Here is a 13,660-nt window from a genome sequence, read left to right on the forward strand (position 1 = left end):
GAGTCGAGGGACCTCCCTTCCGACCACCAACGCCCCACTCCCGATACCACGTCGTCCCGAGCGGAGCCGAGGGACCTCCCTCCCGACCACCGGTCAGGAACGGCGCTGCGCCAAGAGCCCCGAAAAACCTCGCAACCCTCTCGAACCGGTTGAACCTGAAACCCTCAAGAAGGCGCAAAACCTCACAACGGCCTTCAGCTTTCGACCCGGAGTGCCGAAACCGGGAAGCGACATTCCGCACACCGGCCAGGGACGCTTTCTCGGTGCCACTGGGCGTGCGTCGGGCGGCATGAGCGCGAAGCCGATTACCCGCATTATCGATTATTTGCAAAAAGGTGTCCTTCACCCTTTTATCCTAACAGTCGCCCCGGCTAGACTTGGCTTGTGGCGGCAAAGGGCACAAAGACGGTCGAATCGGCCCGCCGCGTCTACGCGCACTTGCGCAACAAGTTTCCCTGGCAGGTCGAGGACTCCTTGACCTATGGCGAGCTCGCGCAGGAGGTCGGCGGCATCGCTCGCGGGATGGGCGCGCCGCTCGCCGTCATCCAGGAGGAGTGCCGGCGAAAGGGCTGGCCGACGTTCACCGTGTTCGTCGTCCGCAAGTCGGACGGTCTGCCCGGTGGAGGGTGCTCGGCATCGACGCCCGAGTCCTTCCGCGCGACTCTGGCCGACGTCCGACGGCGGGAATGGCCGAAGGAAGCCTGGTGGTGACCGTATCCTTGCGGACAATGGATGGGTTTCGGCGAGACTTGTCGAATGGTCGGCCACGCTCGATCTGGGCTGGGCACCCACGAAGGCATTGACCCGCGGAACCCAAGGCCTCACTAGCGAAAAGCCGACCATGATGGTGATTCCTGATTCATACTGCAAGAAGCAGCCGTCCGGGGCCGAGATCAACCAGGTGGCGAATCTGAACAAGGGCGCCGCGATCAACATGGAAGATGTCGATCACCTGCTTCGGCTCGACAAGAACATGACCCGTCCGCTTGCGCTTAGCGCGGCCTTCAACAACCCGGAGTACGCAAAGGTGCTGAAGCAGGCGAACACCGTGCCATTCGGTCGACAAATACAACGCCTGGAATTCGTCTTTCGGGAAAGCCAACCATGCAGACCATAAGAGACCTGGATCGCCCCCAGTGGCACATTAGCAGTCCGCTTCACAACAAACTCGCGGAAGAGGATCGTCCCGTGCATGCTTGGTATCGATTTGTTCTGAGTTTCCCACCCCATCTAGTTCGCCAATACCTGACGACTTTCAGAGTCACGCCAGGCGATGTAGTCCTCGACCCCTTCTGTGGGACTGGAACAACAATCGTGGAATGCAAAAAGCAGGGAATCAGCGCAATTGGATTTGAGGCCAATCCGATGGCCGCGCTCGCAAGCCGAGTTAAAACAAACTGGACACTGTGGGGGCCCGAGCTGGAGCGCGTAGCGGAATGGGCGGCTGGAAAAGCCCGTGAAGAAATCGAAGCTACAATGTCAAGGATTTGTGGGCTAGATTTCTCCAGTGTCCGTGAGCAGTTAGACATCTATGGCATGATTAGTCTCGACGAGCCAGCGCAGAGGCTCCTGCTGGCCGATTCGATCAGCCCCAAGCCACTATACCGGGCCCTAATACTGCATCGCTGGATCGGTAGGGCGGCGTCCGAGTTTGTTGAAGCACTTCAATTGGCACTCGCATGGACCCTTGTTGTGCATTCTGGCAACATTCGGTTTGGCCCAGAAGTGGGCATCACCAAGCCAAAGGACGATAGCGACGTTGCAACCCTCTGGCTTGAGCAATGCAGGCGAATGGCAACAGACCTAGCGTTGTTCTCGGATCGACAGCACATTCCCACGCAGCTGATCCAAGCAGATTCCCGCGACGTGTCGCAACTGGAGGATAAGTCGATCTCTGCCGTCTTCACGTCCCCGCCCTATCCAAACGAGAAGGACTACACACGAACTACGCGTCTCGAGTCAGTGATTCTTGGACTGATCAAGAGCAAGGCCGATCTTCGAGCTCTGAAGGAAGGCTTGCTCCGATCCAACACGCGGAATGTTTACGTGGCGGATAAGGACGACACGTTCGTGGCTGATGTGCCCGAAATCCAGCGAATCGCGCGAGAGATAGAGGCGAGGAGGCTTGAGATGGGTAAGGATTCAGGGTTCGAACGCCTGTACCACCGGGTCACGAAACTCTACTTTGGAGGAATGGCCCGGCATCTGCAGAGTTTGCAGCCGAAGCTGAAGCCTGGCGCGATGCTCGGATATGTCGTAGGTGATCAAGCCTCCTATCTGCAAATCCAAATCAAGACCGGGCAACTCCTTGCGGAGATCGCCGAGCGCCAGGGCTACGAAGTCGTCTCCATTGATTTGTTCCGAACACGGATGGCGACGGCTACGAAGCAGCAACTCCGCGAAGAAGTCGTGGTTCTAAGGTGGTCGGGCTAGTGGCGAGCGCATACGACAGAGTCATTGAGATTGCCTTTCTTGAGAAGCACGCAACGGGCAAAACGGAAGTGATCATAAACAGGTCGCGGCTAGACCAGATCGCCAAGGAGCTTGGTCTGTCTATCCTGAACCTGGGCGATGTAATCTACCAGAAGCGTTACCGGGCTGCCCTCCCAAGAGCAATCTCTGAACTCGCGCCGCCCGGCTACGAATGGGTGATCCAGGGAGCCGGCGATGCGATCTATCGCTTTATCCTGAAGAAGGGTGGTCAAATATTGCCTTCCGCGAATCGCTCGGTAATCAAGGTTCCCGATGCAACGCCCTCGATCATCGCCAAATACGCACTCAACGACGAACAGGCGCTACTTGCGAAGCTCCGTTACAATCGACTCATTGATCTATTCCTCCGATTGACCTGCTACTCCCTTCAGAATCACTTGCGCACGAAGGTTAAAGGGGTCGGGCAAATCGAAGTGGACGAACTGTACTTGGGCATTGACCGCGCCGGGGTTCATCATGTGGCTCCAGTACAGGCCAAGGGCAAGACCGACAAGCTGAGCACGGTTCAGATTTGGCAAGACATCTGCTTCTGCCGTGAAAGGTTCCCGCTTCTTCTGTGTCGACCTGTAGGAGCTATGTTCCTTCCCAAAGAAGTGATCGCCGTGTTCGAGTTTGTCGAGGAAGACGACGAAATCAGGGTCGTCGAAGAAAAGCACTATCAGCTCGTTCCCGCAGATCTGATCAGTCCCGACGAGCTTGCGGCTTACCGTGCCGATTAGCTCTAGGGGGCGCGGCTGTGGCGGCAAGCTGAACATCCGCCCCGCCTACTAGCGCGAGTTCACCACCAAGGAGAAGCGGCGCTACAAGGTCATCCACACCGTGGGCAAAAGACCCCCGCTCAACGGGATGTACTGGGCGGTGGCGGGACGATTCGCCAGAGCGGACGTGACCGATCGGGGCGGCTGGGATCCGGGACCCTTCAACGTCCCGCGTCGTGGCGACCACTGGAGCCGCTCGGCGGGGGCCTCGCGCTCCGGAAAAGGGGCCCTTTCGAAGGTCCAGGAGAGCCTGCCGCGACCAAAATACGAAATTAATGTCGCCTTTGCCCTAAGGAACCGGGCCGGACCTGTCAACCATCCCTACTAACCGAGCCGCGAGGCGGAGGAGCGAAACGATGCCGGGTCCACCGATCCCTAGTCCTTCTGTTCGTTTCGTCCGGGCGAGGAGGAAGAACACAATGGCAGACTACATCCCCAACCCAGACGGCTCTTTTGAAGGATGGTTCAACGGCTTCAAGGTCAATTTTGCCAGTCTGGCCGTCAGCCTCGGTTTCAACCCGGCCGACATTTCTACGATGAACGGCGCCTACACCAACTGGAACACCGCCTACACCGCCAACATCGCGGCCCAGAACGCGGCCAAGGGTGCGGCCCAGACCAAAGCGAACCAGCGCAAGACGGCCGAGGCCGTGATCCGCGGCTACGTGACCCGCATCCAGGCCAACCCCGCCTGCACCGACACGATGCGCGCCCAGCTCGGCATCACGATCCGCGACACCCACCGCAGCCCCGCCCCCGTCCCGACGGACAGCCCGCTGCTCGAGCTCGACTGGAGCAAGCGCGGCCAGGTCACTCTTCATATCGGCAACAACCCCGGGAACGAGAGCCTGAACAAGTTCCCCTACCCGGCCAAGACGGTGCTGATCCAGTTCCGGCACGCCAACGCGACCGAGTGGCAGTTCCTCGCGGTCGCTTCGACCTCGCCGTTCGTCCACATCGTCGGCAACTCCAACGCGGAGACGCTGGAATACCGGACGGCCTACATGAACTCTAAGGGCCAGCAAGGCCCGTGGTCGGAGGTCGATTCGGCCTACGTCGGCGCGGCGGCCTAGCTGCTCCTTCTCTTCGTTCCTACCGCCCCCCTTCGCCTGCACCGGCGGCGGGGGGTGTTGTGTTTTTGGGGGCGTTCGGGTTGGTTCGGGTATGCATGAGGTCCTCCCCTGATCGCGGATGCCTTGTGCCGCCATCGGGGGAGGTGCCCGCAGGGCGGAGGGGGTTTGGATGGTTCGGATTGGTTCGGTGGTTCGGGAGGTTCGGAAGGGGAGGTCCCTCGGCTCCGCTCGGGATGACGAAGAACTGGTGGTTCGGCGTGCACGAGGCATCCGCTTGCCACCTCCCCCGCTGTCCCGCACGGACCATCGGGAAAGCAGGGGAGGATCTGGAGCGGGACGACTCTTGGCAGTTCCTCCCCTGATTGCGGACGGCTCGTGCCGCCATCGGGGGAGGTGTCTGTAGGGCGGAGGGGGTTCGGATTGGTTCGGTGGTTCGGGAGGTTCGGAAGGGGAGGTCCCTCGGCTCCGCTCGGGATGACGACCATTGGGGGTTCGGCATGCGCGAGACATCCGTTTGCCACCTCCCCCGCTGTCCCGCACGGACATCGGGAAAGCAGGGGAGGACCTGGACCGAGGCGACTCTTGGCAGGTCCTCCCCTGATCGCGGATGGCTTGTGCCGCCATCGGGGGAGGTGCCCGTAGGGCGGAGGGGGTTCCCCCTGAGACGCCTCCCCCTCCGTCAAGCGGCACGATCCCTCCGCTTGCCACCTCCCCCGCTGTCCCGCACGAAGCATCGGGAAAGCAGGGGAGGACCTGGAGCGGGACGACTCTTGGCAGTTCCTCCCCTGATTGCGGACGGCTCGTGCCGCCATCGGGGGAGGTGCCTGTAGGGCGGAGGGGGTTTGGATGGTTCGGATTGGTTCGGTGGTTCGGGAGGTTCGGAAGGGGAGGTCCCTCGGCTCCGCTCGGGATGACGATCACTGGTGGTTCGGCGTGCACGAGGCATCCGCTTGCCACCTCCCCCGCGGTCCCGCACGAAGCATCGGGAAATCAGGGGAGGACCTGGGATCAGTGTCTCGCGGGCCAAGCGTCCGAATCCGGGCGACCGTAGTACTCCGGATGTTGGAGTTTCCCTCGCTCCGAAGCCGGTTTGACGCGCACGTCGGTCGGTCGGTTGTAGCGGATCCTCGCGTCGTCGCGGTCGGCGGTCACTTGCCACGACACCTTGACGAACGGCTTGCTCGTCCTCAGTTGGAACCTGTTGTCCGCCACTTCTTTGGTGACCTTGGCCAGGACGAAGTCCGCACTGTCGTCAAGGACCGTGAGCTGGTACTTGCAGTTCGTGTTGATGGCCGTGAAGTAGTCGGGCAGCGACACCCAGGCGAAGCCTTGGGCGTCGGTCGTGACGTTGCCGTTGTAGAAGTTCTGCGGGAAGGGCGACTCGCTCGCAAAATGGATCAGGTACTTGTTCTCGGGGTCGAACGGGTGATCGATCCGGAACGATTTGACCCCTGTCGCGGCAAAATCTCCGGCTGCGTACACGGCATATCCTTGGGTGCCGGTGTTGACCAGTCCGAAGACTCCGAACGGCGTAGCTCCTGGATCGAGAGACGAGCCCTGGCCGAAGACGCCGGTCCCGGTATTTGACGCTGAGGTGAAATGGCCGCCATAGGTTCCGCCGCTTGTGGCGGAAGCGCGACCCTGGACGGCTCGGATCCCGTTGCCTGCGGTGTTACCGGTCGCCGTGAACGAGCCGCCGAAAGAAAAGCCCTCGCCGCGGACACCTGCAGGGCCGAACTTGGTACTGACCCCTTCGATGGCATGGCCGTTTCCGTTGTTCGTCACAAAGACCGTGCTTTCGCTGTTGTTCGCGTTCGTCGTCTGGAAATAACCGGCCCTTCCCGATCCTGAGTTGATCCCCTGAAAGACGTTTCCTGTCCCGTTCGAGTCGCCTTGGACGGCCTCGCCCGCGCTCGTCGCGTCCGTGATCGTGAAGACGGCGAGATCGCCGGTGCCGTTGTGGGTGAGGGCCAGACCGGTGCTTGTGCCGGAGAGCGAATTCGACTCTGGCATCGTCAGCCCGTCCGGCTGCCAGGTTCCGACACCGAACGAGTTCGTTTTGAGGACATATCCGGAGGTGCTTCCGCCGACGAGCTGAAACGCATCGGTGACGAACCCGCCGGTAAAGATTTTCTGGCCCGTAAACTGCTGGCTTCCAGCCAGAAGCGCGACGTTCGACGAGAGCCTGGCGTCGTTGAGAGTTCCGGCCGAGACGTTCGATGCGTTCAGGCTCGTGAGTCCGTTGCCGTTCCCGTTGAAGACGTTGCCCGCGGCCTGGAAAGCGTTCGAGTTCGTCCAGGTGTTGACCGAGCTCAACCTACCGAAAGCGGAGGCGCCTAATCCGCTCAGAAGGGCCGCATTGACGTTGGTCAGTCCCGCCCCGCCTCCGACGTGTTGACCTGCGATGGCCGTGCCCGTGATGTTGGAATGCCCGGCTTGAGGAGTTCCGGGGGTCGTCGTTTGAATCCTGACGAAAGCCGGCAGGGCTCCTATGACTTGGGTCTGCGCTTGGCGGGCGGTGATAACGAGCAGTGCAAGGGCGGAGAGAGACGCCGCTCCGAGGCCGATGGTCTTGTTCATGTGAAAGTCCTCTGTCTCGAAAAATGGAAATCTGGAAGACACAGAGTCTATCTCACGTCAGAGTGCCTGGCGAGTTGAAGCGAAAAACCTGGTATCGGGGGCAAGGGTCACTCCATGTAGGCGAGGCGAGGGGGACATCCGTCGTTAAGGGCTCGGAAGTGCTCCGGACGGGGAGGTCCCTCGGCTTCGCTCGGGATGACGATCATTGAAAGGTTCGGAAGTTCGGTTGGTTCGGGGGTTCGGAGGCTCGGAGTTTCACGGTTCGGGGCCGTAAGGAAACCCTAAGCGCCGTGGTGTCCCAGGCGTAGGAAAGCCGTCAAAGACCGCCTGTCCACCCCGCAAAAGGGGCTAGGACCCCGCCGATTCGGTCTCCTGAGAGGCGTCGGCTTGAGGCACAGGAGAACGTATGAAACCACTTCGAACAGTCTTAGCAGGGGCGGCGCTGGCCACGATGGCCGTGCAGGCCGTCGCCCAACCGATCACCGTCTACGTCGACGACCAGCCCGTGTGGTTCGCCGATGCGAGCCCGACAAAGGTCAACGACCGCGTGATGGTGCCGTTGCGCGGTGTCTTCGAAAAGCTGGGCGCCGACGTCCGGTGGAACAACGACGACCTTTCGGTCTACGCCTCCAAGGGGCAGAAGACCGTCTGGCTCCGGATCGGCGACCATCAGGCCAAGGTCGACGGCGCGACCGTCATGCTCGACCAACCCGCGATGCTCCGAGGCGGCAGCACGCTCGTGCCGATCCGGTTCATCAGTGAGGCGCTCGGGGCCGACGTGAAATGGAACGACTCGCTCCAGGCCGTCTACGTGACGTCGGCGGGCGGTTCCGGAGTGGGCGCCTCCGACGACGGGCGATGGCGCAACGACAACGACCGTAACCGGAACAACGACGACGACAGGTGGCGGAACAACAACGACCGCGACCGCGACCGCGACAGGAACCGGGGAGGCCAGAACCCATGGCGCCAGGTCACGTTCGACGCGAACTCCGTCATTCCGGTCACGTTGGACGAGCCCCTGAACTCTCGGACAGCCCGAAAAGGCGACACGTTCATGGCGACCGTGGACACGACGGGTAACGCCGATTACAACGGCCTTCCCCGCGGTACGAAAGTCATCGGACACGTCACGCAGGTCCGTGCGATGAACGACAAGAAGCCGGGCGTGCTTGCGCTCGAATACGACCAGATCGTCGCTCCGAACGGCGACAAGTTCCCGATCGACGGCTCCTTGATCTCGCTTGAAGACAAGAACGTCGAGCACAAGAACGGACGGATCATCGCGAAGGACCGCGCGGCTTCGAACACGCAACAGAGCGTGATCGTCGGCGCCGGCGCGGGCGCGGTGTTCGCCCTTCTCACCAAGGGCAACTTGTTGACGGACACGTTGATCGGCGGCGCCTTGGGTTACGTCTACGACCTGATCCAAAAGGGCGACCGTCGCGCGGCTGACGTCGACTTGAAGGCGGGAACGCAGCTCGGTTTGAAGGTCGACCGGGACTTCGTCGCGCGGATCGGCACCTAAGAGACTTCCTGCCTCGGCCCGGCGGTGCGCCTGCCCTTTAGCGGCGGGCGCCCGCTTTCTTTCGTTCCGCTACTTGCCTTTGGCCGTGGCCAGCGCGCCTGCGAGGCCGATGGGGTCGTAACCGATGACTTCGGCGACCGTGCGTCCGTCCGGGTCCAGGATCTTGATATGGGGGATCGGGCCGATCTTGTGGGCCGCTGCGGCGGCTTGGTCCTTGTCGACGTCGAGGTCGACGAGGATCATGTCTGCGGTCGATTTCTTGAACTCGGGGCCTGGAAAGACTTTCTCTTTATACTCTTGGCACGGTCCGCACCAGGTCGCGTTGAAGTCGACGAGGACGTTCTTGCGTTCCTTCTTGGCTTGTGCAAGGGCGGCCCCGAGGTCGGTCGTCCAACCGGGCGGCGTGCCATGGGAACGGAAAGGCTGCCCTCCGAGAAGGATGGCGGCGCCGACGAAAGCCCAAATGGCGAAGAAGGGCGGGGTCCGTTTGGCTCCGGGCGGCTTCATGTCCGTCAGGGTTCTCTACGGTCGTATTCGTCGCGAACGCGACGGGAAGGGGCGAAAGTCCGTTCAGCCGGCGTGCTTCGACGGTCCGACGTCGAGCGTGAAGAACTCAAGGACGTCGTCGAGCCGGTCGGATTCGCGCTCGCAGTCGCTTTGGGCGCGCTCCTTCTTCGCCTGGGCGTCCGCGATCGAGGCCCTTTTGGCTTCGATCTGCTTTTGAAGGTCCTCGATCTGGAGTTCGGCGAGGGCGGTGTACTTGTCGGCCTGTTGGCCGTAGCTTTCGGCGAACGAAGCGAGGGCGGCGAGCTTGCGCGAGGCGTCGGCGACGACGGACTCTGCCGAGGCGCCGGTGGCCTTCGACATGGCGTCCAACGTGACCTTCATCGCGGCGCGGCGGCTCGCGACGGGGAGATCGGCCGGGAACGACGAGATGATCTCGATCGCTTGCTCGGCCGTCATCGGGGCCTCGGGAAGGTTCGCGAGACGGTAGACCGCGGCCGTGTTAAGCGACGCGTCGGGGTTTAAGAGCGGTTGGGAGGGCGTGACGGGCTCCTCCGGCACCTTGATCTCATCGAGGTTCGGGCCGGGCGTGTCCTTGACGAGTTGCTCGACGGTCTTCGACGGTGCGGCAGGCGCGGCCGGTGCCGAGCCTTCGGCCGGGGCGTCGAACTCGACGAACAGGCCTCGAGCCTTGATCAGCGTCTCTTTGATGCCCATCTTCAGGGGTTTCCGGGCACATTATAGAGCGGTCCGGCCCCGTCTTCGACCTGCGTCGTGTCGAACGGCGCGACGTCCTGTAGCGCCTCCGTCAGCGAGTCGGTCTGCAGGACGACGTCGTCGATGTCGGCGAGCATCTGTTCGGGCGAGCGGGCCCGGATTTCGTCGTTGATCAGCCCGAAGGTGTCCTCCATCAGGTCGAGTTGGTGTTGAAGGTTGCTGAGCGCTTCTCCGATCTTCTGGACGTATTCTTGCCGGCGCATCAGGATCTCGACCCGCTTGTCGAGAAGGGCCTGGTTGTGGAGGTTTTCGACCGTGGCCCGGCTCTTGTTCATCTCGTCGATCTCGCTCTGGTAGGCGCCGCGCACTTTATCGACCGTCTCGCGGATCCATTCGTCGTCGTAGGAGGCCCTGGGGACTTTCCCCTGTTTCTTCTTGACCGGGCGCCCTTGATCGTCGAAGACGGCGGGCGGCGGGCCGGGCGTGACGGGCGTGACGCCTCCCAGGACGCCGAGGAGGTATTGGTGGAACTGCACCTGCTTGCTCGCGAACAGCAAGAACTTCTCGAGCAGGTAATCGAGTTTGCGCAAGACCGCCCGGTAGACCTTCTGGCCTTGATAGGTCGGGGAGACGAGTTGCGTCCTCAGGTTCTCCAGCCGGGTGAAGCGCGACTGCACCTCTTGGGAGAGCGTGCCCCAGACCTGTTTCTTCAGGCGTTGCCGGCGCTCTTCGACTTCTTTGTCGTAAATGGCTTCGAGCCGCTCGCCGTACCACTTCGAGTCGGGGACGAACAGCAAGTACACGGCTTCGGCGACGGCCCCGAACAGGAGCGGGATCGGGTTCAGCGTGGCCAAGGAGAGAGCGAACAGCCCGGCCACTCCAAAGAGGTTCATGGGTTCTTTCGCGGCCGTTTTGAGATTGCTCTCTTTCCGAAGAGACATGCGCTGATGCAGGAATCTACCCAGTCGGGCGGCGGCCCGACCGACCGGGTCAGTTCCTTGTGATCGTCTCGTCCAGGTTCAGCAAGGTGTTGGCGACCATCGTCCACGCAGCGTCATCGGGCGTTTTGGCGAGCTTGGCCGCCGCTTCCGGATCCTTGTCGTACCGGTCTTTGAGGCGCGCATAAAGCTTCAGAAGCCGTGCCGACTCTTCTTCCGTGGGTATTCGGGCCGTACACGTCCGGAACATGGCGGACACGCGGGCCTTGGCTTGGACGCCCCCGGTGCGGCGGGCGAGGCCGCGTGCGGCGTCCATCGAGACCTGGTCGTTCAAGAGCCCGAGGGCCTGGAGCGGCGTGTTGGTCGTCAGTCTGCGGACGGTGCAGGCTTCGCGGCTGGTCGCGTCGAACGACATGAAGGCGGGGTAGGTCGAGGATCGCTTCCAGAACGTGTAGAGGCCTCGTCGGTACTGGTCGCCGCGGGTGCTGGTCGCCCATTGTTCGCCGTTATAGGGCGTGTCCCAGACGCCGTCCGGCTGGGTCGGAAAGACGCTCGGGCCGCCGACTTTGGAGCTCAAGAGTCCGCCGATCGTAAGGGCGTTGTCGCGGATCATCTCGGCCTCCATGCGGTACCGCGCGCCACGGGCCAGCAAGACGTTCTTGGGGTCTCGGGCCAAGAGGTCCGGAGTGGCGGCGGAGGACTGTCGGTAGGTCGCCGACATCACGATCCGTTTCATCGTGGCCTTGACGTCCCAGCCTTCCTCCATGAACGTCACGGCGAGCCAGTCGAGCAGCTCCGGATGGCTCGGACGGGCACCCTGGGTCCCGAAGTCCTCGCTCGTCTCCACGAGGCCCCTGCCGAAGACGAGTTCCCAGAGACGGTTGACTTCGACGCGCGCTGACAGCGGGTTTTCCCTGCTGACGAGCCACTTGGCGACCGTCAGTCGGTTGACAGGTGCGGCCTTCGGCATCGGCGGCAAGGACGCGGGCGTGGCGGCCGTGACCGGGTCGCCTTTGCTCAGATATTCGCCCCGGAGATGGAGGTTGCCGACGAGCGGCGTGGCCGTCGGCCGTTCACGGACGACCATCGCCTTGGGGATCGATGCTTCGAGCTTGGCGAGGGCCTGAGCCGTTTGCGACCGCTTTTGCGCCAGCGCTTGCGTCTGAGGCGTCACGGACTGGAAGAACGCGAACAGCGCGTCGTCCTCGGACTTGGAGCGGGCCGGTTTGGCCAGGGCCTCTTGCAGGTTCATGGGGACGACGTACGGCGCCGGCGACGTTGTCGTCGTCAGTCGGAGCCTGCCGATCAGGTGCTGGGGCCACTCCTTCGAACCGAACGACAGCGAGACTTTGTACCGTCCCGGTCGGATCGGGGACTTGAGGACGAACGCGATCTCGGAAGGTTTGCCGATCGCGCCGTACACGGCCCAGCTCCCGGCCGGAACAGCCTCCGCGATCCGCGAGGGGTCGTAGCCTCCTTGGGTGTAGGAAGCGAGGACTTGGGACACCGGAACAGGGGACGTGTCCGCCGCGACTACGGCGTTCGTGAGGATGAAATTTCCGCTGACGGAGCGTCCTGGCCCGTTCATCGTCAGTCTAGAGTCGGGCAAGGCTTCGAGGCGAAGCGCCGTCACCGGCGTGCCTGTCGTAAAGGTCAATTCGTAAGTGTCGTTCGCCGGAGGCGGTCCCGTGAAGAGGAACGATCCGTCTTCGAGTTTCTCCGGAACTTCACCCGACACTGTGCTGACGGTCACGTCGGAGGGCGCCGTCCAGACCTTGTTCCGCTCTGAGCCTGTCAACCACGCCTGGAACGCCGGCGCGGACGCGGTCTTGGCAGCAGCCAGGTCCTTGTCAGCATCTGCGAGGTCCTTCTTCAGCTTGTCGCGTTCGACGGTCTGGTCTTGCGACGGGACTTCGATGTTCGGCTCGTACCACTTCTCTTGCCCGACGTTCGCGTCTCCGGCCTTCTCATAGTCGGTGTTCCCGAACACCGTGACCATGGCGTAGAAGTCCTTTTGGCTGAAGGGGTCGTACTTATGGTCGTGGCACCTCGCACAAGCGAGAGTCGAACCGAGCCAGACGGTCGAGACCGTGCTGACGCGGTCCATGACGACGTAGAACTGCGCCTCACCGGGGTCGACCCCGCCTTCACGGTTGAACATGCTGTTCCGGTGGAATCCCGTCGCGATCTTCTGGTCGATGGTCGCCGAGGGCAACATGTCGCCGGCGATCTGCTCGATCGAGAAGCGGTCGTAGGGCATGTTCCGGTTGAAAGCGTCGATGACCCAGTCGCGGTACGTCCATGCGACACGGTTGGCGTCGGCTTCGTAGCCGTCCGAATCGGCGTACCGCGAGAGGTCCAGCCACGGCCGAGCCATGCGTTCCCCATAGTGCTCGCTCGCCAGAAGTTTGTCGACGAGTCGCTCGTACGCGTCCGGACGTCGGTCGGCTTCGAATGCTGCGACCGCTTCCGGACTTGGCGGAAGTCCGGTCAGGTCGAGGAACAACCTCCTCGCCAACGCTGCCTTGGTGGCTTCAGGTGACGGCTTCAGCCCTTCCTTTTCAAGCCGGGCGAGTATGAACCGGTCGAGCGGGCCGCGTGGCCACTTCGCGTCCTTGACCTTCGGCAGCGCCGGAAGTTTCGGGGCCACGTACGCCCAATGGGCGCGCTTCTCTCCGGAAGCGGCCGCCCCCTGGGCGATCCAGTCGCGGACGGCCTTGATCTTCGCGGCGCTGAGCGGGGCAAACCCCATCGGCATCTGGGGTCCCGCCGCGGTACCGACGATCCGCTTGGTCAGAAGGCTCTCGTCCGGCTTTCCGGCGACGACGGCTTGGCCCGACGCGCCGCCCTTTATGACGCTTTCGTAGCGGGTGAGGTCCAGTCCGGCTGCTGCTTCGGCGCCCGTGTGGCACGAGAAACAGTGGGCCTTGAAGACAGGGAGCACGTCGTCTTCGAAGGTCGCTTTCTTTGAAGCTGCGGACGGTGTCCGGGCGCCGGCCAATCCGACCGCCAGGACGGATACGGACAGGGCCGTGAGGACCACGCTCTGCACGCGAACGGGCTTCATGT

General features: G+C 62.5%; 11 protein-coding genes. 6 read left to right on the forward strand and 5 right to left on the reverse strand.

The features are described from left to right. Positions 1 to 384 precede the first annotated feature (384 nt). The 5 genes from JST30_05630 (at position 385) to JST30_05650 (ending at position 4,324) form a co-directional block, all read left to right on the forward strand. Complete coding sequence (locus JST30_05630) at positions 385 to 711, forward strand: hypothetical protein (GenBank protein MBS1713800.1); 327 nt, start codon at positions 385 to 387, stop codon at positions 709 to 711. Between the two features lie 130 nt (positions 712 to 841). Next, positions 842 to 1,117, forward strand: a complete 276-nt coding sequence (locus tag JST30_05635; protein ID MBS1713801.1) for a hypothetical protein — start codon at positions 842 to 844, stop codon at positions 1,115 to 1,117. Then, entirely contained in the window at positions 1,105 to 2,433 is a 1,329-nt protein-coding gene (locus JST30_05640; GenBank protein ID MBS1713802.1) for a DNA methyltransferase, read from the forward strand. Before JST30_05635 ends, JST30_05640 begins: the two co-directional genes overlap by 13 nt. Beyond that, on the forward strand, positions 2,421 to 3,212 hold the full coding sequence (locus JST30_05645; GenBank protein ID MBS1713803.1) for an endonuclease: 792 nt from the start codon (positions 2,421 to 2,423) through the stop codon (positions 3,210 to 3,212). Before JST30_05640 ends, JST30_05645 begins: the two co-directional genes overlap by 13 nt. Positions 3,213 to 3,670: 458 nt before the next feature. Continuing rightward, positions 3,671 to 4,324, forward strand: a complete 654-nt coding sequence (locus JST30_05650) for a hypothetical protein (protein ID MBS1713804.1) — start codon at positions 3,671 to 3,673, stop codon at positions 4,322 to 4,324. Between the two features lie 1,008 nt (positions 4,325 to 5,332). Here the strand turns inward: JST30_05650 and JST30_05655 are convergent. Then, positions 5,333 to 6,904 carry a hypothetical protein gene (locus tag JST30_05655; protein ID MBS1713805.1) on the reverse strand — a complete coding sequence of 524 codons (1,572 nt, stop codon included), beginning with the start codon at positions 6,902 to 6,904 and terminating at the stop codon, positions 5,333 to 5,335. 406 nt (positions 6,905 to 7,310) lie between these two features. Here JST30_05655 and JST30_05660 point away from each other — a divergent pair, with 406 nt between their 5' ends. Next, the gene (locus tag JST30_05660) at positions 7,311 to 8,432 is read left to right on the forward strand and encodes a copper amine oxidase N-terminal domain-containing protein (protein MBS1713806.1); all 1,122 of its coding nucleotides are present in this window, start codon (positions 7,311 to 7,313) and stop codon (positions 8,430 to 8,432) included. Positions 8,433 to 8,501: 69 nt separating this feature from the next. Here JST30_05660 and JST30_05665 read toward each other — a convergent pair whose 3' ends face one another. The 4 genes from JST30_05665 to JST30_05680 all read right to left on the reverse strand — a co-directional run bounded on the left by JST30_05665 (position 8,502) and on the right by JST30_05680 (position 13,658). Then, on the reverse strand, positions 8,502 to 8,939 hold the full coding sequence (locus JST30_05665) for a thioredoxin family protein (GenBank protein MBS1713807.1): 438 nt from the start codon (positions 8,937 to 8,939) through the stop codon (positions 8,502 to 8,504). Positions 8,940 to 9,002: 63 nt separating this feature from the next. Further along, a complete protein-coding gene (locus JST30_05670) occupies positions 9,003 to 9,653 on the reverse strand; it encodes a hypothetical protein (GenBank protein MBS1713808.1) in 651 nt (216 codons plus the stop codon). 2 nt (positions 9,654 to 9,655) lie between these two features. Beyond that, a complete protein-coding gene (locus tag JST30_05675; protein ID MBS1713809.1) occupies positions 9,656 to 10,594 on the reverse strand; it encodes a hypothetical protein in 939 nt (312 codons plus the stop codon). Positions 10,595 to 10,643: 49 nt separating this feature from the next. Continuing rightward, entirely contained in the window at positions 10,644 to 13,658 is a 3,015-nt protein-coding gene (locus JST30_05680) for a PSD1 domain-containing protein (protein ID MBS1713810.1), read from the reverse strand. Positions 13,659 to 13,660 lie beyond the last annotated feature (2 nt).

The organism is Armatimonadota bacterium, from assembly GCA_018268395.1.
Classification (GTDB): Bacteria; Armatimonadota; Fimbriimonadia; order Fimbriimonadales; family Fimbriimonadaceae; genus JAEURO01.